This window comes from Streptosporangium sp. H13245, from assembly GCF_055690525.1.
In genome coordinates, this window is the sequence record NZ_JBSZKT010000015.1 from 1 (window position 1) to 23,466 (window position 23,466).

Consider the following 23,466-nt stretch of genomic DNA (forward strand, 5'->3'; position numbering starts at 1 on the left):
GCCCGGCTGGACGCCGCCAGAGCCCATGTTCGGCTGGGCGATACCCGAGAGGCGACAAGCATTTTGATGTCGCTGCACAGCCAAGTTCCCGGGGCCCGCGCCGTGTGGCTCCTCAGTCGAGGTAGTCGCGAAGCATCTGCGCCCTCGTCGGGTGCCGGAGCTTGGCGAGGGTCTTTGACTCGATCTGCCGGATGCGCTCGCGCGTCACGCCGAACTCCCTGCCGACCTCCTCCAGGGTCCGGGGATGCCCGTCCGCGAGCCCGAAGCGCAGCTGGATGATGCGCTGCTCACGATCGGAGAGGGTGGCGAGGATGTCGTCGAGCTGGTCCTGCAGCATGATGAAGGCCGCCGCCTCCATCGGCACGACCGCGTCGGCGTCCTCGATGAAGTCTCCGAGGTCGGAGTCCTCCTCGCCGATCGGCGACTGGAGTGAGACCGGCTCCTGGGCGATCCGCTGGATCTCGATCACCCGGTCGATCGGCAGGTCCATCTCCATCGCGATCTCCTCGGGCGCGGGCTCGCGGCCGAGGTCCTGGTGAAGCTGGCGCTGGACCCGCACCAGCTTGTTGATCGTCTCGACCATGTGCACCGGAATCCGAATGGTGCGCGCCTGGTCCGCGATGGCCCTGGTGATCGCCTGGCGAATCCACCAGGTGGCATATGTGGAGAACTTGTAGCCCTTGGTGTAGTCGAATTTCTCGACCGCCCGGATGAGCCCGAGGTTGCCCTCCTGGATGAGATCCAGGAACAGCATCCCGCGTCCCACATATCTTTTGGCGATTGACACGACCAGCCGCAGATTGGCCTCGATCAGCCGCTGCTTGGCCCGTGTGCCCTGCCAGGCGAGCTCCTTGAACTCCGGGAAGACCATGCGCGAGACGACGCTGGCCAGTTTGTCCTCGGCGAACAGGCCCGCCTCGATGGACTTGGCGAGCTCCACCTCCTCCTCGGCCGTGAGCAGGGGCACGCGACCGATCTCCCGCAGGTATATGCGGACAAGATCGCTGGTCGGGGCCCTCTTCCCGACATCCTCCTCATCGGGCCGGGCGGGCTCCTCGTCGCCCTGCGGCTCAAGGACCTCCACTCCGTGCTCGGCGAGCATGCGGACGACGCGTTCGAGCGCGTCGGACGGCAGCTCGGACTTGTCGAGAGCGGCGGCCACGTCATCGACTGTGACGCTTCCGCGCTCTCTTCCCTTCGTAACGAGGTCGGCCACCTGGTCTACCGATGGCGGCCCACTTGGCAGCACCGATGCACCCACGGGAGACAGTCTGCTGTATTGGGTCCCCTAAATGGCAGACCTATTTTTGTCACCGGAGGTAAGGCCCCGATCATTATCGGATCGAGACCTTATTCGGGTTTGGTGTAATCAGCCCGCGGATATTAATGCCATTTACGCCGTCAGCTCCCGGCCGCGCGATCCCTGAGAACGCGCCGCTGGTGTTCCAGCGCGACCAGCTCCCCGAACAGCCGGTTGTACTCCTGCTGCTCGTCGACCGGGTTCGTCCGCTCCATCCTCGACTTGAGCCGTTCGATGGCCCGCGCCACCGAGACGAGCTCCAGGGCCGCCAGCATCGCCGAGGCGTAGCGCTCCTCGCTCGCCAGGTCGGCCCGGAGCTCCTCGACGGCGAACCGGGTGACGACCCCGCGCAGGGAGTCCTCGGCCCCGCGGAGCAGCAGGTCGACCCACTCGCGCCCGCCCTGCCCCGCCGTGGCGGTGCCGCCGGAGTCGACGATCAGCCGGTAGAGGGCCGTGTGCTCGGCGAGCGTGAACGCCTCCGCCCCCAGCGCCTCGAAGCCCGGGCCGAGCAGCGCGGGACGCTGCACGGCGAGCCGCAGCACCTCCGCCTCGGTCCGGACGCCGGGGTCGGTGAGGTCGGCGACCTTGCGGGGCCCCGCGGGACGCTGGGCGCGCGGCTGGGCCGCCGCGGAGACCTCGGTGATCCGGTCGAGGACGAACTGCTCGTTGTTGAAGCCCAGCCACCGGTCGAGGTCGACGGCGTACAGGCGGCGCAGGGAGGTGTCCTTGATTCCGGCCACGATCGGGGCGGCGGCGTCGAGGGCGGAGAGGCGTCCCTCGTTCGTGCTCGCGTCGTAACGGGAGATCACGCTGCGGATGGCGAACGCGAACAGCGGCTCCCGCCCGGCGATCAGGTCGCGCACGGCCGCCTCGCCGTTCTTGATGCGCAGGTCGCACGGGTCGAGGCCGTCGGCCTGCACCGCGACGAAGGTCTGGGTGACGAACTTCTGCTCGTCGGCGAACGCGCGCAGCGCCGCCTTCTGGCCCGCCGCGTCGCCGTCGAAGGTGAAGATCACCTCGCCGCGCGACCCCGACTGGTCGAGCAGCAGCCGCCGGAGCACCCTGATGTGCTCCTCGCCGAACGCGGTGCCGCAGGTGGCCACCGCCGTCGGCACGCCCGACAGGTGACAGGCCATCACGTCGGTGTACCCCTCGACGATCACGGCCTGGGAGCGCTTGGAGATCTCGCGCTTGGCCAGGTCGACGCCGTAGAGGACCTCGCTTTTCTTGTAGAGGGGGCTTTCCGGGGTGTTCAGGTATTTCGGCCCGTCCTCGGCGTCGTTCAATTTCCGTGCGCCGAAACCGATGACGTCGCCGGTTATGTCGCGGATGGGCCAGACCAGCCGTCCCCTGAAGCGGTCGATCGGGCCGCGCCGCCCCTCCTTGGCCAGCCCGCCCTTGATCAGCTCCGCGGTGGTGAAGCCCCGGGCCATCAGGTGGCGCGAGAGGGCCTCCCACTCGGCGGGGGCGTACCCCACTCCGAAGCGCTCGGCGTCGACCCGCTCGAACCCGCGCTCCGACAGGAACCTGCGCCCGATCGCGGCGTCGGGGGCGGACAGCTTCGAGACGTAGAACTCCGCCGCCGCCCGGTGCGCCTCGATCAGGCGGATGCGCTCGCCCTGCTCGCGGCCGGGAACGTAACCGCCCTGCTCGTAGCGGAGCTGGATGCCCGCCCGGTTGGCCAGCCGCTCGACCGCCTCGCCGAACGACAGATGCTCCAGGCGCCGGACGAAGGTGATGACGTCACCGCCCTCGGCGCAGCCGAAGCAGTACCAGTACCCCCGGGTGGGGGTCACGTTGAAGGACGGGCTCTTCTCCTCGTGGAAGGGGCAGAGCCCCTTCATGTTGCCGCCGCCGGCGTTGCGGAGCTGGATGTGCTCGCCCACGATGTCGGCTATCGGTGAGCGCTCCCGTACGAGCGCGATGTCCTCATCACTGATCCGGCCTGCCACGCCGCGAGTCTAGTCCGGCCCTCCGACAGGTCGGGGCGACGAGTCCGACCGCCCCCGTCCCGATCTTCCGGCAGGCCCGGGTGCTACCACCGGGACGGGAGGGACAGGAGGAACGATGACTTTCCCGAAGTGGTCGTGACCAACCAGGACGTCGGTTACAAAGGTAAAGGCGGATTCTCGATAATGTACGCGGGTGGAAATCATGCGATCGGGGCACATAGCACGATTGGCCGCCGTGACCGGCACGGTACTCGTCACCGGAGCCTGCGCGTCGCCGGGCGGGGTGGCGGGCATCGGCACGGCGGCCCCGACCCCCGGAGCGGAGTCCGCGGCCGGGTCTCCGGCCTCGTCGGTGACCGCGACCATGCCGGAGGCGACCCCGACCCCCGCCCCCCGGACGGCGGTCGACCGCCCCAAGGCCGACCCCCCGGTGCAGATCCCACCGCCGAAGGTCTCCGAGCACACCTACGTCTTCCCGGTGAAGGGCTGCTCGGTCAGCTACGAGAGCAGGCTCCTGGTACTGCCCAAGACCACGATCTGGGCGGGCAAGGGCTGCTCGTTCGTCTCGCCGGTGAACGGCGTGGTCGACGAGGTCAACACCAAGAACCGGTGGAAGCCCTCCACCGACCGCGGCGCCGACCGTGAGGGCCGGTTCGTCACGGTCATCGGCGACGACGGCGTCCGCTACCTCGGCGGCCACCTGGACAAGATCACTCTGGGGATCAGGCCGGGACTGCGCGTGAGCGCCGGTCAGGTGCTGGGCCAGATCGGCAACTCGGGCAACGCCCGCTCGACCGCGAGCAACCTCTACTTCGCGATCTCCTGGAAGACCTCCCCCTCGATGTGGTGGGTACGCCGGGGCATGGTCAAGCCCTGGAACTACCTGGACGCCTGGCTGAAGGGCAACCCCACACTCTCCCCCAGGCAGGAGATGCAGGCCGTGATGAACCAGACCGGGGCGGCTCCCCGGTGCTTCACCCTGTGCGCGTCGAAACCGCAGCCGACGCCGACGAGGAAGCCCACCAGGAAGCCGGAGCCGCCGCAGGAGCCGGTGCAGGTCCCGCTGAACGGCGGCCTGCCCCCGGGAACGTGACACGACGCCCTCGTCCACGTCAGCGGCCGGAGAAGGCACCGGCTGGAGACGGCAGTGGGTGGAGACGGCAGTGGGTGGAACGGCACCGGCTGGAGACGGCAGCGGAGGCGGCACCTGACACGGCGCCGCCTCGTCCGCGCCCTCGTCCGCGTCGCGCCCGCCGGGAACGGCACCGGGCCCGTGACACGGCCCGGTCAGTGACCTAGTCGAGACAACCAGGTGGCTCGGTCAGCGGCCCGCCAGGGTGCGGTGCCAGGCGACCGCCGAGGTGTCGGTGAGCGAGGCGATCTGGTCGACGACCACGCGGAGCCGTCCGGCGTCACCGGCGGCCCTGGTGAAGGCGGGCCTGAACGCGGGCTCCAGGGTCCCCGGGGCGCCCAGCATGATGTGGTGGGCCAGGTCGTGGATCAGCTCGCGCTGTTTGACCTGGTTGGCGTTGTGCGCGTCGCTGGTCATCACGTAGTGGGCCGTGACCCCCTTGAGCAGCGCGCACTCCAGCCGGGTGGCCCTGGGCACGATCAGGTCGGCGCTGTAGCGCCCGGCCGCGGGGCCGTACACCTCGCGGGTGGCGACCTCGGCGGACTTGCAGAAGTGGCCGATGAGCGAGCTGGTCAGCCCCTTGATCGCGGCGAGGTCGGCGAGTGAGCGGTCGAAGTGGCGGGGCCAGAGCGGCTGGGTGATCAGGCGGCAGAAGAGGTCCTCCAGCTCGCCGGGCTCGGCGTCGGGGGCGTACCACTCGCGGGTGGTCTCGCAGACCTCGCGGCGCTCCGCCGGGTCGCGCATCGCCTCCAGCACCACGCTGCCGGAGTGGAGGGCGTCCTCCAGGTCGTGCACGGAGTAGGCGACGTCGTCGGCCCAGTCCATGATCTGGGCCTCGAAGCTGACCTGCCCCTCCGGCGCGCCCTCCCTGATCCACTCGAAGACCTGCCTGTCGTCGTCGTAGACGCAGTACTTGGCACTTCTCTCGCGGGTCCACGGGTATTTGACCGCGGCGTCCAGGGAGGCGCGGGTGAGGTTGAGCCCGGCGCTGCGGCCGTCCTCGGTGACGACCTTGGCCTCCAGCCGGGTCAGCAGGCGCAGGCTCTGCGCGTTGCCCTCGAAGCCGCCGCACCCGGCGGCGAGCTCGTTGAGCGCCGTCTCCCCGTTGTGGCCGAACGGCGGGTGGCCGAGGTCGTGGGCCAGGCAGGCGGTCTCCACCAGGTCGGGGTTGCGGCCGAGGGTCTCCCCCATCTCGCGGCCGATCTGCGCGCACTCCAGGGAGTGGGTCAGCCGGGTGCGGGGGATGTGCTGGCCGCTGCCGAAGGTCTCTCCCGGGCCGACGACCTGGGTCTTGGCGGCGAGCCGCCGGAGCCCGGCGCTGTGCAGCACCCGCGCCCGGTCGCGCTCGAACGGGCTTCTGCCCGGGTTACCGGGTGGTTCCGGCACCCACCTGACCTGATCGTGCTCGTCATAGCCATGCATAAGTGCCCTGATTTTATCCGCGAAAGGACCCTGCCATGCCGAACAGCGAGAAAACACCTGGTTATCGGGCATGTGCCGCCGTTCCTCACCCGTTCGCGCGAGCACGGCGCGCACGCGGGACCGCGGACACGGCACGCACGCGGAGCTGCGGTCACGGCACGCACGCGGGGCCGCGGACACCGTCCGCGCGGCCTGTCGGAAGCGCGGGCGCGGCGCGTACGCGAGTCGGGTCCCGTCCGCGCGGCCCGTCGAGGGCACGAGCGTGTACCGGGCCCGCGGTCGCCCCGGTGAGGGTGGGGCGGGCCGCGGGACCGGCTCCGCGGGGCGTCGCCCTCCGGTGGTGCCGGAGGACGACGCGCCCGCGAAGTCAGCGAGGGTCAGCGGGTGTCGGAGCCGCCGCACACCAGGGTGGCGCGGGCGGCCTCCAGGCGGGCGACCGGGATGCGGAACGGCGAGCAGGACACGTAGTCGAGACCGGCCTGGTGGCAGAAGTGGATCGAGTCCGGGTCGCCGCCGTGCTCGCCGCAGATGCCCAGCTTCAGGTCGGGACGGGTCGCGCGGCCCCGCTCGACGGCGATCTCGACGAGCCTGCCGACGCCGTCGCGGTCCAGGGTCTCGAACGGGGAGACACCGAACACGCCCAGCTCCAGATACTTGGAGAAGAAGGCGGCCTCGACGTCGTCCCGGGAGAAGCCCCAGGTCATCTGGGTGAGGTCGTTGGTGCCGAAGGAGAAGAACTGGGCGGCCTCGGCGATCTGCCCGGCGGTCAGCGCCGCGCGGGGCACCTCGATCATCGTGCCGATCAGCGCGTCGACGCCGGTCTCCCGGAGGATCCGCCGCGCCTCGTCCTTGACGTGCTCCAGCTCCTGTACGGCGGCCACGAGCGGGATCATGATCTCCGGCTGGCTGCCGGGCACGGCCTTGGCCGCCGCCGCGATCGCGCGGACCTGCATGGCGAACACGCCGGGGATGACCAGGCCGAGCCGCACGCCGCGCAGGCCCAGCATCGGGTTCTCCTCGTGCAGCCGCTTGAGCGCGACCAGGAGCTTGCGGTCCTTCTCCTCCACCGCGTCACCGGCGAGGGCGACCCGTACCGACAGTTCGGTGTAGTCGGGCAGGAACTCGTGCAGCGGCGGGTCGATCAGGCGGATCGTGACGGGCATACCCTCCATCGCCTGGAAGATCTTCGTGAAGTCCGCCCGCTGCAGCGGCTCCAGCGCGGCCAGCGCCCGCTCGCGCTCCTCCTCGGAGGTGGCCAGCACCAGGTCCTCGACCAGGGCGCGGCGGTCGCCGAGGAACATGTGTTCGGTACGGCACAGCCCGATGCCCTGGGCGCCGAACCTGCGCGCCCTGGCGGAGTCCTCGCCGGTGTCGGCGTTGGCGCGCACGGCCATCCGGCGTACCTCGTCGGCGTGGGACATGATCCGGTGCACGGCGCGGACGAGCTCGTCGTCGCGGTCGCCCGCGCCCTCGAAGTACTCCACGACCGGGGAGGGGACCACGGGCACCTCACCGAGGTAGACGGCCCCGCTGGTGCCGTCGATGGAGATGACCTCGCCCTCGGAGACCACGAGGCCGGAGGCCGTGGTGAACGCGCGGTCCCTGGCGGAGACCTCCAGCTCCTCGGCGCCGCAGACACAGGTCTTGCCCATGCCCCTGGCGACCACGGCGGCGTGCGAGGTCTTGCCGCCGCGGCTCGTCAGCACGCCCTGGGCGGCGATCATCCCGGCCAGGTCGTCGGGGTTGGTCTCGCGGCGGACCAGGATGACGGCCTCTCCGCTCTCGGCGAGCTCGACGGCCCTGGCCGTGGAGAAGACGGCCTTGCCGACGGCCGCGCCCGGCGAGGCGTTCATCCCCTTGGCGATCACCTTGCTGCCGGAGTCGTCGGCGAAGCGGGGGAACATGAGCTGGGCGAGCTGGTCGCCGGTCACCCGGGTCACGGCCTCGTCCAGGTCGATCACGCCCTGGTCGACGAGCTGCACGGCGATGCGGAACGCGGCGCCCGGGGTCCGCTTGCCCACGCGGGTCTGGAGCATCCACAGCTTGCCGCGTTCGACGGTGAACTCGATGTCGCACAGGTCGCGGTAGTGGTCCTCCAGCGTCTTCATCGTCCGCATGAGCTCGTCGTAGACGGGCTTGTCGATGCCCTCCAGCTCCTGCAGCCGCATGGTGTTGCGGATGCCCGCGACCACGTCCTCGCCCTGGGCGTTCTGCAGGTAGTCGCCGTACACGCCCTGCTGGCCGCTGCCGGGGTCGCGGGTGAAGGCCACCCCGGTGCCGGAGTCCATGCCGCAGTTGCCGAAGACCATCGAGCAGACGCTGACCGCGGTGCCCAGGTCGGCCGGGATGCGCTCCTGGCGGCGGTACAGGACCGCGCGCGGGGCGTTCCACGACGCGAACACCGCCTCCACCGCCATGCGCATCTGCTGGTGGGGGTCGGCGGGGAAGTCCTCGCCGGTCTTGGCGTGCACGATCTCCTTGTACGTCGCGACGAGGCGTTTGAAGTCGGCCGCCTCCAGCTCCAGGTCGTCGCGGCCGTCCTTGAGCTCCTCCAGGGCCTCGTCGAAGAGCTCGCCGTCGATGTCCTGGACGGTCTTGCCGAACATCTGGATGAGGCGCCGGTAGGAGTCCCAGGCGAAGCGCTCGTTGCCGCCCGCCTGCTTGGCCAGCCCGTGGACCGAGTCGTCGTTGAGCCCGATGTTGAGAACGGTCTCCATCATGCCGGGCATGGAGAACGCGGCCCCGGAGCGCACGCTCACCAGGAGCGGGTCGTCGGCCTGCCCCAGCCTGCGGCCCATCGCGCCCTCCAGCGCGGCCAGGTGCTCGGCGACCTCCTCCTGCATCCCCTCGGGAAGGGTCCCGTCGGCGAGGAAGCTCCGGCACGCCTCGGTGGTGATGGTGAAGCCGGGGGGCACCGGCAGCCCGAGGTTGGTCATCTCGGCGAGGTTCGCCCCCTTACCGCCGAGCAACTCCCTGAGATCTTTGTTGCCCTCGGTGAAGTCGTAAACGTACTTCGGCACGGTTGCTCCTTCTGCGACTTCAAAACGACGTCTGGTCCCGCCTCTCTCCGGACTCTACCGACGAACAAGGCAACGAAACGGCACCCATCAGGTGACACAGCATTGTTGCAGGTCAGAGCATGTAAACCGGTCTAATCCAATTCAAATCCAGCCCAAATACGCGAGGATATAGATCACTACGGGAATTGGTTTACACCAATTGGTATAAACCAATTTTCCCCGCATTCAAACCCGTTCACTGCCGGTTCAGCGGCCCGCCGGGCCCGCTTCGGCGAGGGAGTTCGGGGCCGGGAACCTCCCCGTCCGCGGGGCCCTTTCCGGACGGCGCGGGGCCACTCCTCCGCGCTCCTGGCCATGACGACGTACGGCGGACCGGAAGCGGATCGTCCGGACGGATCGTCTGGGCGGAGGAGACCCCTACGCGTCCTCTCGCAGCCGGTAGCCCTTGCTGACCACGGTCTCGATCACGGTGTCGGCGCCGAGCTTGCGCCGCAGGTTTCCCACCGTCACCCGCACGGTGTTGGTGAACGGGTCGGTGTGCTCGTCCCAGACGTGTTCCAGAAGCTCCTCGGCGGAGACGACGTGCCCGGGGCGGGTCATCAGGTAGTGCAGGACACCGAACTCCTTGGGGGTGAGTCCCAGCTCGCGCCCGTCCGAGTGCGCCTCCACCCGGGAGGTGTCCAGCCGCAGCGACCCCACCCGCAGGATCGCCGTGCCACCCGGCTCCCTGCTCAGCAGCGCGCGGACGCGGGCCAGGAGCTCGGGGAAGGCGAACGGTTTCACCAGGTAGTCGTCGGCGCCCTCGTCCAGCCCCCCGGCCCGGTCGCCCAGCCGGTCCCGTGCGGTCACCATGATGATCCGTACGGCCCGGCCCCGGTCGGTGCCGCGCAGCGCCCGGCACACCTCGAAGCCGTCCCCTCCGGGCGGGGTGAGGTCGAGAAGGACCAGGTCGTACGAGTTGACCTGGAGCTTCTCGCGCGCCTGGGCCACGTCGGAGGCGACGTCGACCGCGTACCCGGCCCGGACGAGCCCCACGCGCAGGGCGTCGACCAGATCTTCCTCATCTTCGACAACGAGCAGTCGCATGGTACGAACCTAGGTCGTGCGCGGCCGGAAACACGGACGCCACCGCCATGCCGCGCCCCGGTTCCCTGTCACTCCCGCACGAATCCGTACGGGGCGGCAGGTGGCGGCACCTCGCGGCGTCGGCGAGTCCCGGCCGGGGAGGTCACACGTCGTTCGGCAGCGGTTCGCCGGTCTCCAGCAGCGACTTCAGGCTCGCCACCACGCTCGGCCAGCCGTGGCTCACCATCTCGGCCGCGCTCGATCCGGGCTCGAAGCCGTCGTGCACGACGGTGAGCTTCACGACCCGCGCGACCTCCTCGATCGTGAAGGTGACCTTCGAGCGGGCCTCGCCGGACAGCCGGGCGAACAGCTCCTCGTCCCAGCCGAAGCGCTTGGCGAGCTCCGGGGTGATGGCGTGCCAGGTGTAGGAGAGCCTGCTGTAGGGTTCGGCCTCCAGCACGACCTGCTCCGGGTCGCTGATCAGCACGCCGTGGTTGTCCCAGGTCATCGGCGAGCCGGCGGACCAGTCCGTGGTGAACTCCGTGGCCCAGTAGCGGCGGGTGAAGGCGGGCTCGGTCAGCGCCTGCCAGAGCTTCTGCGGGGTGGTGCGGATGTAGGTGGTGTAGACGAAGGTCGGCGCGTCCATCGGAGTCTCCAAGGCGAGTTTCAGGTCCGCCAGGGCTTGGACCCTGGCTCGGTCGTAGCGGCTGATCCACCGGTGGGCGATCTCGTGCACGGGCGCGGCGTTGAGGTAGTGCAGCTTCTCCCGGCCCCGCCGCACGGTGGCGACGAGCCCGGCCTCCTCCAGCACCGCGAGGTGCTTGCTGACGGACTGCCTGGCCATGTCGAGTCCGGCGCACAGCTCGCGCAGCGTCTGCCCGTTGCGGGCGTTGAGCGAGTCGAGCAGCGCGCGCCGGCTCGGGTCGGCCAGCGCCTTGAACACCTCGTCCATGCCCGCCCTCGTATCCGGGTTCCGCCGGTTAATATGCAGCCTTTTGGCTGCCTTTAATTTAGGCAGCCTTTCAGCTGCCTGTCAAGGCGTGGGAACCGACGCGCACGCGTTCGAACATCAACGACGACGGCCGGCGCCCCCGGAGATGGGGGTCGCCGGCCGTGGCCGTTCGGGCGGGGTATGCCTCAGTCGTTGAGGTGCTGGCGGAGGTAGGAGTCGACCTGGTCGAGGGCGACCCGCTCCTGGGCCATCGAGTCGCGCTCGCGGATGGTCACCGCCTGGTCGTCGAGGGTGTCGAAGTCGACGGTGATGCAGAACGGCGTGCCGATCTCGTCCTGGCGGCGGTAGCGGCGGCCGATCGCCCCCGCGTCGTCGAACTCCACGTTCCAGCGGCGGCGGAGCTGGGCCGCGAGGTCCTTGGCCTTGGGCGACAGGTCGGCGTTGCGCGACAGCGGAAGCACCGCGACCTTGACCGGCGCGAGCCGGTGGTCGAGGCGCATGACCGTGCGCTTCTCCATGACACCCTTGGCGTTGGGCGCCTCGTCCTCGGTGTAGGCGTCGATCAGGAAGGTGAGCGTGGCCCGGTCGACACCGGCGGCCGGCTCGATGACGTACGGGACGTAGCGCTCGCCGGTGTCCTGCTCGAAGAAGCTCAGGTCGACGCCGGAGGCCTTGCCGTGCGCGGTCAGGTCGAAGTCGGTGCGGTTGGCGACGCCCTCGAGCTCGCCCCACTCGGTGCCGGTGAAGTTGAAGCGGTACTCGATGTCGACGGTCCGCTTGGAGTAGTGGGAGAGCTTGTCCTTCGGGTGCTCGTAGATGCGCAGGTTGTCCTTGTTGATGCCCAGGTCGGTGTACCAGCGGAAGCGCTCGTCGATCCAGTACTGGTGCCACTCCTCGTCGCTGCCCGGCTTGACGAAGAACTCCATCTCCATCTGCTCGAACTCGCGGGTGCGGAAGATGAAGTTGCCCGGAGTGATCTCGTTGCGGAACGACTTGCCGATCTGGCCGATGCCGAACGGGATCTTCCTGCGCGCCGACTGCTGCACGTTGAGGTAGTTGATGAAGATGCCCTGGGCGGTCTCGGGACGCAGGTAGGCGAGACCCGACTCGTCCTCGACCGCGCCGAGGTAGGTCTTCAGCAGGCCGCTGAACTGCTTCGGCGAGGTGAAGGCGCCCTTGTTGCCGCAGTTGGGGCAGGTGATGTCGGCCAGGCCGTTGACGGGCTGCTTCCCGTGCTTCTCGGCGTACGCCTCTTCGAGGTGGTCGGCCCGGTAGCGCTTGTGGCACGACTGGCACTCGGTCAACGGGTCCGTGAAGGTCTCCACGTGGCCGCTGGCCTGCCACACCTCGCGGGCGAGGATCACCGAGGAGTCGAGGCCGACCACGTCGTCACGCCCCTGCACCACGGTCTTCCACCACTGCCGCTTCACGTTGTTCTTGAGCTCCACGCCCAGCGGACCGTAGTCCCACGACGCGCGCAGGCCGCCGTAGATCTCGCTGGAGGGATACACAAGACCGCGCCGCTTGGCGAGGCTGACGATGGTGTCCATGATGTCCGTACGGCGTGCCATAAGGGAGAATCTCCATCCGGCTGGAGGTCGGCGAGGAATTGATTGAGTCCCCAGCTTAGGGGAGACGGGCCCCCGGGACGTGCGGATAAACCACGTCGCCCGCTCCGCCCCGGCAAAGCTTCACCGGGGCGCCGGGCCGACGGTCAGGGGCGCTCGACGTCCTCGAACGCGCTCGGCTCGTTGATCATGAGTGTCATCAGCGGATACATCGCCATCCGCGCCGCGCCCAGTGCCCTGCGGTAGAACCCCGCGCCCTCCCACTCGCTGACCAGCGCCCACAGCTCCGGCTCGTCCACCGACCTCGACACCCGGCCGCGTACGTAGCCCGGTTGCCCGGCCAGGGTGTCGACGATCTCGTGGGCCCGGAGCGTGAACTCCTCGGCCTGGCCGGGTGGCACCGAGTAGCGGATGAGAGCGAGCATCCGCCCAGCATGCCAGAGCCGGGCCCCGGCTCCCGCGACACCGTGCCCCCGGCACTCCCGGTCCCGGGCTCCGGCCATGTCGCGGCGGGCGCGGTGGCGTTAGGCTCGACTCGTGGCCGACAAGCGCGAGGAACGCCCCGCACACCCGCTGGCACAGCCCCGCCCCCGGCAGGGCAAGCGCCCGCTGCCCCCGGGTGAGCAGTTCTTCACGCCGGGGGCGACCGGGCTGCGGCGGAAGGTCGAGCGGCGCAGCGCGGCCCCGCTCGTCTTCCTGTTCCAGCTTCCCCGGTGGATCGCCCCGGTGGTGCTGGTGGCCCTTCTTCTCGCCGGTTTCGCGGTGCCGTCCTTCTGGGGCGGCGTCGCCGTGCTTCCGGTGATCGGGTTCGTCGGCTGGCTCGCCTACATGTCGTGGCCGTCCCTGGGGGCCGGGGGGCGTCTCCTGCGCGTCGCGCTGCTCACCTTCCTGATCCTGCTCGCCGCCGACCGCTTCGGCGCCTTCTGACTTTCCCTCAGGTCCTCAGCGGGACGTGGGCAGGAGGGTGTAGCCGGGGAAGTTGCCCGGCAGGCGCTCGGTGCCGGACCCCTGGGTGACGGCCCGGACGAGCAGCTCGCCGCCGACGAAGGCACCCCGCCAGGAGGCGCCGAGGCCGCCGAACAGCTCCTCCCGGTCACCGCGCGAGCGGGGGGCGTTCACCCCCACCTTGAACGCCCGCACCTCCGGGGCCAGCCGCCTGACGGTCTCCTCGTCGTCGCAGGAGATCGTGGCGACCAGCGCGCCGTTGCTGGCGTTCATCGCGGCCAGCAGCTCGGCCTCGGTGTCGACCAGCACGATCGTGTCGACCGGCCCGAAGGGCTCGGCGTGGAAGAGCGGGGACGAGCGCGGCGGGGCGAGGATGGCGACGGGCGCCAGGTAGGCCGAGGTGTCCTGGCCGGGAAGGAACACCCCGTCGTCGAGGGAGCCTCGATACAGGGGGACCCCGCCCTTGGCCACCGCCTCGTCCACCTGGTCGGCGAGCTCCTTGACCTTGGCGTTGGTGATCAGCGGGCCGAAGTCGAGGTCGGGCGGCGGGTCGTCGGGCCCCTCCACGGCGAGCGGGTGGCCGAAGCGCACCGACCGGACCGCCGGGAGGTACGCGGCCAGGAACTCGTGGAACAGCGAGCGCTGCACCACGAAGCGCGGGTAGGCCGTGCAACGCTGCTTGGCGTAGTCGAAGCTCTTGCGGATCTGCCCGGTCAGCAGCTCCCAGTTGCCGTACTCCCACACCCCCCAGCAGTTGAGCCCCTCCTGTTCCAGGACGTGCCGGTGGCCGAGGTCGGCGAGAGAGGTGGCCACCTGCCCGCCCGCGTCGCGCCCGCCGACGAAGGAGACGCAGCCCAGCTCCTTGCCGCGCACCAGCGCCGGGGAGAGCTCCGCACCGCCGCCGCTCACGAGGGTGAACGGCAGTCCCTCCTGGGCGGCGAGCGCGGTCGCGAGGGTGAGGCAGGCGAGCCCGCCGTCGGTGGGCGCCTTGGCGATGACCGCGTTGCCCGCGAGGGCCTGGACGAGCATGGCGTGCATCAGCACGCTCATCGGGTAGTTCCAGCTGGCGATGTTGCTGACCGGGCCGCTCAGGGGCACGCGTCCGCCGACCATCCGGTCGATCTCGCCGACGTACCAGCGCACCCCCTCGATGCACCGGTCGACGTCGGCGGCGGCGAGCTTCCACGGCTTGCCGATCTCCCAGACCAGCAGCAGGGTGAGCAGGTCGCGGTGGGCGGTCATCGCGTCCAGCGCCGCCGTGACGCGCGCCTTGCGCTCGGCGAGCGGCACGTGGCGCCAGAGGCGGTGCTCGTCGAGCCCCGCCCGTACCGCGCGCAGGGCGGTGGCCCTGTCGAGGCGGGGCGGACCGGCGATGGCGGTGCCGTCGACCGGTGAGGCGGCGGGCTCGGGGCGGCCGTCGCGCTGCCAGAAGCCGCCCCAGTGGTTGAGCACCCGGTCGTCGTGGAAGGCCTGGGGCGCCGCCGACACGCACCGGTCGTAGGCGTCGGACCAGGCCGACCCCGGCTTGAGTATGGGTGACATGGGCTGTCTCCTCAGTCGGACCAGTCGATGGCCAGGGCGAGCTCCTGCTCGGGCAGCGGCTCGAACTCCTTGATCGCGTCGAGTGAGGGGCCCATGGCCGCGTTGGCCTCTCTCTCGACCATGACCTCGACCAGCACCGGGAGCTGCTGGCGGTCGGACTCGGCGCTCGCCCAGGCCAGCGCGTCGCCGATCTCGCCGGGCAGCTCGACGCGCCGGGCCGGGCAGCCGAACGCCTCCATGAGCTTCACGTGGTCGACACCGCCCTCGCCGTAGTGGAGGTCGACGGCGTAGTTCATGTCGTAGGGGATCTCGGCCTGGCGGATCAGCCCGAGATACTCGTTGTTGATCATCACGATGACGAACGGGATGCGGTACTGGGCGGCGACGGCGATCTCCTCCATCAGGAACTGGAAGGAGTAGTCGCCCGCCACGGCCACCACCTGCCGCTCCGGGTAGGCGCACTTGACGCCCATGGCGGCGGGCACCTCCCAGCCCAGTGGCCCGGCCTGCCCGCAGACGAGGTAGCGGCGCGGGAGGTAGGTCCTCTGGAACTGCCCCGACCAGATCTGGTAGAGGCCGATCGCGGTGACGAACGTCGTGTCGGGCCCGTAGAAGTCGTTCAGCTCCCGGAAGACCCTCGGCGGCTTGATCGGCACGTCGTCGAAGTCATCGCGCCGCAGCAGCGTGCCGCGCAGCTCGGCGACCCGCGCGGGCCACCGTCCTGGACGGCGTGCCTTGGTGCGGCTGCTCGCCTCCCCCGTCATCGCCGCCAGCGTGGGCCGGGCGTGGCCGACCACGCCCAGGTCGGGCTCGAAGACCTTGCCGATCTGGGTGGGCTCGATGTCGACGTGGATGAACTTGCGTCCCCGGCGGTAGGTGTCGAGGTCGCCGGTGTGCCGGTCGCCGAACCTGGCGCCCACCGCCAGCACCAGGTCGCTCTCCAGCAGCGCCGCGTTGCCCCAGCGCGTCTGGGTCTGGATGCCCGCCATGCCGGCGAACAGGGGGTGGTCCTCGGGGAAGGCGCCCTTGCCCATCAGCGTCACCTGGACGGGGACCTGCAGGTGCTCGGCGAGCGCGCGCAGCTCCGCGGTGGCGTCGGCGATGACGACCCCTCCACCGGCCAGGATGAGGGGCCGCTGGGCGCCCATGAGCATGTCGATCGCCGCCCGGATCGCCGGGGGCCTGGGCTGCGGGACCTCCACGGGGAGCGGGGTGTCGATCTCCCTGTCGTACAGGCAGGTGCCGCGCTGCACGTCGATCGGCAGGTCGATCAGGACGGGTCCCGGACGGCCTGACCTGGCGATCCTGAACGCCTCCCTGAACACCCACGGGGCCTGGGCGGGCTCCTTGAGCTGGACCGCCCATTTGGTGACGGGCTTGGCGATCTCCACGATGTCGACCGCCTGGAACGCCTCCTGGTGGAGCTTGTCGCGCGCCGCCTGCCCGGTGATGCAGATCATCGGGATGGAGTCGGCGAGGGCGGTGTAGAGGCCGGTGATCATGTTGGTGCCCGCCGGGCCCGAGGTGCCGATGCAGACGCCGACGTTGCCCGTGACGCGGGCCCAGCCGTCGGCGGCGTGCGTGCCTCCCTCCTCGTGACGGACGGTGATGTTGCGTATGTCGCTGTGCTGGAGCGCCGCGTAGAGCGGGAGGATCGCCGCGCCCGGGATGCCGAAGACGGTGTCGACGCCTTCGGACTCCAGGACGGCCACCACGGCCTCCATGCAGGGGATCCGCTTCACTGGTTGATCCTTTCGATCACCTTGAGCAGGGCGGAGTGGTCGAGGGAGCCGTGCCCCTGGGCACGGGCCGCGGCGACGAGCTGGGCGACCAGCCCGGTGAGCGGGAGTGAGACGCCCGCCTCCCGCGCCGCGGCGATGGCGATGCCCATGTCCTTGTGGTGCAGGTCGATCCGGAACCCCGGCGCGAACTCGCGCCTGATCATGGAGTGCCGCTTGAGGTCGAGGATGCGGGAGCCCGCCAGCCCTCCGGCCAGGACGTCGAGCCCGCTGCCGGGGTCGACCCCCGAGGCTTCGAGCAGCACGATCGCCTCGGCGACCAGGCCGTAGATGCCCCCGACGACGAGCTGGTTGGCGGCCTTCACGGTCTGCCCCGCCCCGGCGGGACCCACGTGCACGATCGTGGTGCCGACGACCGCCAGGAGCGGGCGTACGGCCGCGAAGTCGACGGCGTCCCCGCCGACCATGATCGAGAGGGTGCCGTCGACCGCGCCGCGCTCCCCGCCGCTCACCGGCGCGTCCAGCGCCCTGATGCCCTTGACGGCCGCGGCCTGCGCGACCCTGCGGGAGGTCTCGGGCCGCACGGTGCTCATGTCGATGTGGACCAGCCCCTCCTTACCCCGCTGGAGCAGCCCGTCGTCGCCGAAGGCCACCTCCTCCACCTGGGGCGAGTCGGGCAGCATGGTGATCACGACCTCCGCCTGCGCGATGGCCTCCGCCACGCTGCCCGCGGACTTGCCACCGGCCACGGCGAGGGCGTCCATCCGCTCGGCGCTCATGTCGTAGCCGACGACGGTGTGACCGGCCCTGACCAGGTTGGCCGCCATCGGGCTGCCCATGATCCCCAGGCCGATGAATCCGATGTTCATGAGCGGCTCACCGCTCCTCCCTCGCTCAGCGTTCATCGAATACCTCCAAGGTGGAGACCCTGGGCTTCGGCCCGGGGGCGGGAAGCGCGGCGGTCACCGCGCGCGGTCCGGTGGCGTGCCCCGTGGAGCCCGTGGGAGAGGTCACGCGTTCCTCCAGCCGAAGCTCTCGGCGCTGGGGCCGACGGGGCGGTATTCGAGCCCGACGTGACCTCGGTAGCCCGAGGTCTCCAGGCGCTCGAAGATCTGGTCGTACGGCATGGAGCCTGAGCCCGGCTGACCCCGGCCGGGATCGTCGGCGATCTGGACGTGGCCGAACCGCCGGACGCTCGTGCCGATGAGGGTGAGCACGTCCTCCCCCATGCGGTGCAGGTGGTAGAGGTCGGCGAGGAAGGCGACGTTGCCCGCGCCCACCTGGTCGATCACCTCGAAGGCCGCGCCCGAGGAGGTGATCGGGTAGTCGGGGCTCTCGTAGGAGTTGAGCGCCTCGACCACGACCGTGGCGCCGACCCCCGCCGCCGCCTTCGCCGCCAGGGAGAGGTTGGTCAGCGCCAGGTCGCGCTGGGCCTGAGAGGACAGCCCGGCCACCCGGTTGCCGTAGAGGGCGTTGAGCACCCGGCAGCCGAGCGATCCGGCCAGGCCCGCCGCGACGTCGACGTTGGCCTGGAACCTGGCCGAGCCGTCGGGCCGCGACAGCAGGCCCCGCTCCCCCGCCGCCATGTCCCCGGCGTCGAAGTTGAGGCCGACCAGGCGCACCCCGGCCTCCTCGATCGCCCTGCGCAGGGCGTCGACCTCGCGGTCGGCCGGGCAGGGGACGGCGAAGGGCCACCAGAGCTCGACCGCGTCGAAGCCCGCCTTGGCCGCCGCCGCGGGGCGTTCGAGCAGCGGCAGCTCGGTGAAGAGGATGGAGAGGTTGACGTCGAACTTCACGGCGCCTCCCCCGCTCCCAGGGAGACCTTCGCGGGCGGCCCGTCCAGCGTGCCCAGCGCGGCCAGCGCCGACCGCATCAGGCGGGCGGTCTCGCTCGGGGTCTTGCCGACGCGGACGCCGACCTTCTCCAGGGCGTCCTTCTTGGCCTGGGCGGTACCGGCCGAGCCGGACACGATCGCGCCCGCGTGACCCATGGTCTTGCCCTCGGGGGCGGTGAAGCCCGCCACGTAGGCGACGACCGGCTTGGTCACGTGCTGCTCGATGTAGGCGGCCGCGCGCTCCTCGGCGTCGCCGCCGATCTCACCGATCATCACGATCGCGTCGGTGCCCGGGTCGTCCTGGAAGGCCCGCAGCGCGTCGATGTGCGTGGTACCGATCACCGGGTCGCCGCCGATGCCGACCGCGGTGGAGAACCCGATGTCACGCAGCTCGTACATGAGCTGGTAGGTCAGCGTGCCCGACTTCGAGACCAGGCCGATGCGGCCCGCGCTGGTGATGTCGGCCGGGATGATCCCCGCGTTCGAGGCACCGGGGCTGATCAGCCCCGGGCAGTTGGGCCCGATGATGCGGGTCCTGCCGCCCGCGGCCTGGGCGTGGCCCCAGAAGGCCAGCGTGTCGTGGACGGGGATGCCCTCGGTGATCACCACGCAGAGGCCGATCCCCGCGTCGACGGCCTCGATGACCGCGGCCTTGGCGAACCTCGGCGGCACGAAGACCACCGAGACGTCCGCTCCCGTCGCGGTGATCGCCTCGGCGACCGTGCCGAACACCGGGACGTCCCGCTCGGCGAAGTCGACCGTGCCGCCGCCCTTGCCCGGCGTGACACCGGCGACCACGTCGGTGCCCGCCGCGAGCATCCTGGCGGTGTGCCGTCTGCCCTCCGCGCCGGTCATACCCTGCACGACCACCTTGCTGTCGCCTGTCAAGAAGATCGCCATGCTTGCCACTCCCTCTCGGTGCTCGCGTGCCCTCGGTGGGCGGGACCGGCGGGCTCGCCGGGTCCGATGGTCGGCCCGCTCATGCCGCGGCGAGCCTGGCCGCCTCTTCGGCGGCGCCGTCCATGGTCGTGACCTGGCGGACCGCGGGGTGCCCGGCCTCGGTGAGGATCCGGCGGCCCTCCTCGGCGTTGTTGCCGTCGAGTCTCACGACGATGGGGCGGCTCAGGCCCCGGTCGCCGAGCTGCCCGAGCGCGGAGACGATGCCGTCGGCCACCGCGTCGCAGGCGGTGATGCCGCCGAAGACGTTGACGAGGACCGACCTGACGTCGGGGTCGGAGAGGATGATCTCCAGGCTGTCGGCCATGACCTGCGCGGACGCTCCGCCGCCGATGTCGAGGAAGTTGGCCGGGCGGACCCCGCCGAAGCGCTCCCCTGCCTGGGCGACGACGTCGAGGGTGCTCATCACCAGCCCCGCGCCGTTGCCGACGACCCCCACGCGGCCGTCGAGCTTGACGTAGTTGAGGCCCTTGGCCCTGGCCCGTGACTCAAGGCCGCCGTCGCCGGGACCGGCGGCCAGGGCCGCGTGGTCGTGGCGGAAGGCCGCGCCCTCGTCGAGGCTGACCTTGCCGTCGAGGGCGAGGATCGCGCTCCCCGCCGTCCAGACCAGGGGGTTGACCTCGACCAGCAGGGCGTCCTCCTCCACCATGACCCGCCAGAGGCGGACCAGCACCTCGGCCACCGCGCTCTGCAGGTCGGTGGGAAAACCGGCGCGGGTCACCAGCTCGCGGGCGGCGCCCTCGTCGATCCCGGTCAGGGGGTCGATCGGCATCTTGACCAGCGCGTCGGGCCTGGTCGCGGCCACCTCCTCGATGTCCATGCCGCCGTGGACGGACGCCATGGCGAGGAAGCACCGGTTGGCCCGGTCGACGAGGTAGGCCACGTAATACTCCTCGACCGGGACCGTGGCCGTCTCCACGAGCACGGTCTCGGCGATGTGGCCCTTGATGTCCATGCCGAGAATGTGCCGCGCCTCCCGCTCGGCGGAGGCGGGCCCCGGGGCGGGCCGCACGCCCCCGGCCTTTCCTCTGCCGCCGGTCTTCACCTGAGCCTTGATGACGACCGGGACCCCGAGACCGGCCGCGATCGCGCGGGCTCCCTCGGGGGTGGCCACGACCTCCCCGGTGGGGACGGGGACCCCGTGCCGCGCGAAGAGCTTCTTCGCCTCGTATTCGAACAGGTCCACGCGACCTCCCTGGATATGGTTCTTGTAGACGGTATACCGTATGGAAATCTACCCGTCCAGACCTCGACAGGGAGTCCGGCGACGGATATTCCATACGGTATGGAGAAGACGCAGCTCGTACGAGACTGGCGGGGGCGCGATTACCTCGTCGGCGACACCCCGCAGGATCTGATCAACCGTTCCCGGTCATGGATGTTCTGGCTCCCCTGGGCCGCCATGGCCTCCATCGGCGCCATGCAGTACGGCTACGCGGCGGCGGCACCCGCCCTGGCGCAGGCGCGCGGCTGGCCGCTCGCCTCGGCCCTGGCGCCGCTGGCCGTCTGGATCGCCTGCCAGGCCGCCGTGGCCCTGCCCACCGTCCTGCTGCTGCGGCGCGGCGCGCTCGGGATCCGCGTCGCGCTGTGGGCCGGAGCGCCGCTCAGCGCCGCCGCGCTGCTCACGGTGGCCTTCGCCCGCGACCTCCCCACGGTCGTCGCGGGTTACGCCCTGCTCGGCGGCGTGGGCGCCGGGCTGGTGTACGGCTCGTGCACCGAGGCCGTCGCCCGCTGGTACCCCGAGCGCCCGGCCGCGCGGGTGGGCTTCACCACCGGCGCCTTCGCCTACGGCACGGCCCCGCTCGCGGTGGTGACCGTCCTGGACGGGGGCGCGCTCCAGCCGCTGTTCACCGTGGCGGCGGCCGTCGCGCTGGCCGCGGTGGGCCTGGCGGCGGCCTTCGTCCGCCTGCCGCCGCCGCATTGGTGGCCCGCCCACATCGACCCGCGCGCCTGGGCCGACGACCGGGTCGCGCTGCGCAGGGAGCCCCGGGCCGTACGCCAGTTCTCCCTGGGCCAGGCGCTCCGCACGGGCTCGCTCCCCACCCTGGTGTCGATCCTGGTCTGCGCGGGGGCGGTCTCCATCTTCGACGTGGTCGCGCTGGCGACCTTCGGCGGCTTCTTCCCCTGGACGGCGGTGGCCCTGCTCCTGGTGCTCAACGGCGCGGGACGCGCCTGCGCGATGCTCGCCGCCGAGGTGACCGGGCGGGGGCGCGCGCTCAGCGCCGTGCTGGCCCTGCTCTGCCTCGGGCAGCTGCTGCTGGCCTGGGGAGCGGTGACCGGGTCGGCCGTCATGATCCTGCTGGCGACGGTGCCCGCGGGCCTGGGCGGCGGCGCGTTCTACCCGCTCATCGCCAGTCTGGTCCGCGAATACTTCGGCGAGAGACACACCGCCTCGATCCACGGCGTGGTCTACAGTGCGAAGGCGGTCGCCGGGCTCGTCGGGGTCGGCCTCGCCGCCCTGGCCCTGACCTCGTCCGGGCACGCCGCGGCGTTCTTCCTCGCCGCGGGCCTGGTGCTGGCCGCCGCGGCCCTCAGCGCGACGCTGCGGCAGCCGGGTCATCCGGTCACGCTTCCCGGGTGAGCGATGATGTGATCAGGCTCACGACGGACACTCCGTACGAAACTGTATACTGTAGGCAGTCGACAACAGACAACGGGCTGGCCAGACGAGGGGCCGCCGATTTTTCTCATCCTGGAGCTGAAGAAACATGGTGCGGTCGGAACTGGCGAACACGGGAGCGGCGCCCAAGATCCCGCGCCCGACCACCCTCCGGGAAAGCGTTTTCGAGGCGATCCTGGAGCTCATCGTGAACGGGAGCCTCAGCCCCGGCCAGCACCTCGCGGAGAGCGAGCTCGCCGAGCTGCTCGGCGTGTCGCGCCAGCCGGTCCGCGAGGCGCTGCAGATGCTCAGCGGCGAGGGCTGGGTCGACCTCCGCCCCGGCCACGGGGCGTTCGTCCACGCGCCGACCGTGCAGGAGGCCGACCAGCTGCTCGCCGTACGCGCCCTGCTGGAGACCGAGTCGGCGCGGCTGGCCGCGCTCAACTCGGACGCCGCAGGCGTGGCCCGGCTGCGCGAGGTGTGCGCGCGCGGGCTCCGGGCCCTGGAGGCGGACGACATCGACGCCTCCGTGGCGGCCAACTCCGAGCTGCACGCGCTGGTCACCGAGCTGTCCGGCAACGCGGTTCTGGCGGAGCTGGCCTCCCAGGTCTCCCGCCGGGTGCGCTGGTACCACACACCGGTGGCCCGCCAGCGTGGCCGTGCCTCCTGGGAGGAGCACGACCAGCTGATCAACGCCATCGAGGCGCGCGACGAGGCCAGGGCCGCGGAGATCATGCGCGACCACACCGAGCACACCCGTTCCTCCTACCTGGAGCAGCGGGCCTCCGAGCCCGCCGAGCCGGAGGAGCCCGCGCCCGTCGCCCGCCGCCGCCGCCCGCGCTCGCTCAGCGCGAGCTGACCCTCCGTTCCCCCGGCTCCGCCTCCCCGCCTCTCCCCAGTCGGCACGAGCCATCTCTCCCCGTCCGGCGCGAGCCGATTCCGATCCCCTCCCCCGCTCGCGCCGGTCCGGTCCGGAGCGAGCCGTCCCATGCCGTGCCGGTCCGATCCGGTACGGGCTGACCCCTTGGAGACCCGCCCGTGCCGGTCCGATCCGGTACGGGACGGTCCCGCGCGTCCCAGCCCGGGAAGTCCCGCTCGGAAGGCACGTCCGGGAAGGCGCGGACGGACCCTCGTGCACCGGCAGCGGCTCATCACGCGTGGACCGACACCCCTGATCCAACGAATCGGCACCCGCCGACCCGCGCGGACCGGCATCGGTTAATCCGTACCGCCCGGCCTGGAAACGCACGGGAAAACACAGAAAAGCACGGCCATCCCGCACGGGATCCGGCCCTTCGGGGGCCGTTCCCGCCTGGTCCGAGCAGCTCACGGGCCAGTTGACACAGAATTCACGGTTGGCCCGTTTGAGTGAAACACCCAGGGCAGATACTGAGCGAAAGAAATTGGTGGTGATGATCGATGAGAGCGTTTCTCAACAG

Annotated in this window: 18 protein-coding genes; 4 read left to right on the forward strand and 14 right to left on the reverse strand. The window is 70.9% G+C overall.

Going from position 1 to position 23,466, the window contains the following annotated elements; all coding sequences use genetic code 11:
- Window positions 1-112 precede the first annotated feature (112 nt).
- Together rpoD and dnaG are read right to left on the reverse strand one after the other, a co-directional pair.
- Window positions 113-1,249: an RNA polymerase sigma factor RpoD gene (gene rpoD / locus ACW9TB_RS22015; RefSeq protein ID WP_472750051.1), complete on the reverse strand. Its 1,137-nt coding sequence runs from the start codon at window positions 1,247-1,249 to the stop codon at window positions 113-115.
- A 152-nt stretch (window positions 1,250-1,401) separates the two neighbouring features.
- A complete protein-coding gene (gene dnaG / locus ACW9TB_RS22020; protein ID WP_472749923.1) occupies window positions 1,402-3,252 on the reverse strand; it encodes a DNA primase in 1,851 nt (616 codons plus the stop codon).
- Window positions 3,253-3,487: 235 nt separating this feature from the next.
- Between dnaG and ACW9TB_RS22025 the strand changes: the two genes are divergently transcribed.
- On the forward strand, window positions 3,488-4,345 hold the full coding sequence (locus tag ACW9TB_RS22025; protein ID WP_472749924.1) for a M23 family metallopeptidase: 858 nt from the start codon (window positions 3,488-3,490) through the stop codon (window positions 4,343-4,345).
- Window positions 4,346-4,573: 228 nt separating this feature from the next.
- On the opposite strand, the gene ACW9TB_RS22030 is transcribed toward ACW9TB_RS22025, so the two are convergent.
- The 6 genes from ACW9TB_RS22030 to ACW9TB_RS22055 all read right to left on the reverse strand — a co-directional run bounded on the left by ACW9TB_RS22030 (window position 4,574) and on the right by ACW9TB_RS22055 (window position 12,836).
- Window positions 4,574-5,806, reverse strand: coding sequence for a deoxyguanosinetriphosphate triphosphohydrolase (locus tag ACW9TB_RS22030; RefSeq protein ID WP_472749925.1), 1,233 nt, complete (start codon window positions 5,804-5,806; stop codon window positions 4,574-4,576).
- A gap of 377 nt (window positions 5,807-6,183) precedes the next feature.
- Entirely contained in the window at window positions 6,184-8,826 is a 2,643-nt protein-coding gene (gene ppdK / locus ACW9TB_RS22035; RefSeq protein WP_472749926.1) for a pyruvate, phosphate dikinase, read from the reverse strand.
- Between the two features lie 417 nt (window positions 8,827-9,243).
- Window positions 9,244-9,912, reverse strand: a complete 669-nt coding sequence (locus ACW9TB_RS22040; RefSeq protein WP_472749927.1) for a response regulator transcription factor — start codon at window positions 9,910-9,912, stop codon at window positions 9,244-9,246.
- 142 nt (window positions 9,913-10,054) lie between these two features.
- Window positions 10,055-10,843: an ArsR/SmtB family transcription factor gene (locus ACW9TB_RS22045; RefSeq protein WP_472749928.1), complete on the reverse strand. Its 789-nt coding sequence runs from the start codon at window positions 10,841-10,843 to the stop codon at window positions 10,055-10,057.
- Between the two features lie 185 nt (window positions 10,844-11,028).
- Window positions 11,029-12,414, reverse strand: a complete 1,386-nt coding sequence (locus ACW9TB_RS22050) for a glycine--tRNA ligase (protein ID WP_472749929.1) — start codon at window positions 12,412-12,414, stop codon at window positions 11,029-11,031.
- A gap of 143 nt (window positions 12,415-12,557) precedes the next feature.
- The gene (locus tag ACW9TB_RS22055; protein ID WP_350977776.1) at window positions 12,558-12,836 is read right to left on the reverse strand and encodes an antibiotic biosynthesis monooxygenase family protein; all 279 of its coding nucleotides are present in this window, start codon (window positions 12,834-12,836) and stop codon (window positions 12,558-12,560) included.
- A 112-nt stretch (window positions 12,837-12,948) separates the two neighbouring features.
- Between ACW9TB_RS22055 and ACW9TB_RS22060 the strand changes: the two genes are divergently transcribed.
- A complete protein-coding gene (locus ACW9TB_RS22060) occupies window positions 12,949-13,338 on the forward strand; it encodes a DUF6703 family protein (protein ID WP_472749930.1) in 390 nt (129 codons plus the stop codon).
- A 15-nt stretch (window positions 13,339-13,353) separates the two neighbouring features.
- Here ACW9TB_RS22060 and ACW9TB_RS22065 read toward each other — a convergent pair whose 3' ends face one another.
- From ACW9TB_RS22065 to sucC, 6 genes are all read right to left on the reverse strand, one after another.
- The gene (locus tag ACW9TB_RS22065; protein ID WP_472749931.1) at window positions 13,354-14,898 is read right to left on the reverse strand and encodes an aldehyde dehydrogenase family protein; all 1,545 of its coding nucleotides are present in this window, start codon (window positions 14,896-14,898) and stop codon (window positions 13,354-13,356) included.
- 11 nt (window positions 14,899-14,909) lie between these two features.
- The gene (gene gcl, locus ACW9TB_RS22070) at window positions 14,910-16,640 is read right to left on the reverse strand and encodes a glyoxylate carboligase (RefSeq protein ID WP_472749932.1); all 1,731 of its coding nucleotides are present in this window, start codon (window positions 16,638-16,640) and stop codon (window positions 14,910-14,912) included.
- Window positions 16,637-17,506 carry a 2-hydroxy-3-oxopropionate reductase gene (locus tag ACW9TB_RS22075; protein ID WP_472749933.1) on the reverse strand — a complete coding sequence of 290 codons (870 nt, stop codon included), beginning with the start codon at window positions 17,504-17,506 and terminating at the stop codon, window positions 16,637-16,639. Before ACW9TB_RS22075 ends, gcl begins: the two co-directional genes overlap by 4 nt.
- A 141-nt stretch (window positions 17,507-17,647) precedes the next feature.
- Window positions 17,648-18,433 carry a hydroxypyruvate isomerase family protein gene (locus tag ACW9TB_RS22080; RefSeq protein ID WP_472749934.1) on the reverse strand — a complete coding sequence of 262 codons (786 nt, stop codon included), beginning with the start codon at window positions 18,431-18,433 and terminating at the stop codon, window positions 17,648-17,650.
- The gene (sucD, locus tag ACW9TB_RS22085) at window positions 18,430-19,371 is read right to left on the reverse strand and encodes a succinate--CoA ligase subunit alpha (RefSeq protein WP_472749935.1); all 942 of its coding nucleotides are present in this window, start codon (window positions 19,369-19,371) and stop codon (window positions 18,430-18,432) included. Before sucD ends, ACW9TB_RS22080 begins: the two co-directional genes overlap by 4 nt.
- A 79-nt stretch (window positions 19,372-19,450) precedes the next feature.
- On the reverse strand, window positions 19,451-20,614 hold the full coding sequence (gene sucC, locus ACW9TB_RS22090) for an ADP-forming succinate--CoA ligase subunit beta (protein WP_472749936.1): 1,164 nt from the start codon (window positions 20,612-20,614) through the stop codon (window positions 19,451-19,453).
- Between the two features lie 99 nt (window positions 20,615-20,713).
- On the opposite strand from sucC, the gene ACW9TB_RS22095 reads away from it, so the two are divergent.
- Window positions 20,714-22,009 carry an MFS transporter gene (locus ACW9TB_RS22095; RefSeq protein ID WP_472749937.1) on the forward strand — a complete coding sequence of 432 codons (1,296 nt, stop codon included), beginning with the start codon at window positions 20,714-20,716 and terminating at the stop codon, window positions 22,007-22,009.
- A gap of 127 nt (window positions 22,010-22,136) precedes the next feature.
- Window positions 22,137-22,886 (forward strand): GntR family transcriptional regulator, encoded by a 750-nt coding sequence (locus ACW9TB_RS22100; RefSeq protein WP_472749938.1) that lies wholly within the window; start codon window positions 22,137-22,139, stop codon window positions 22,884-22,886.
- Window positions 22,887-23,466 lie beyond the last annotated feature (580 nt).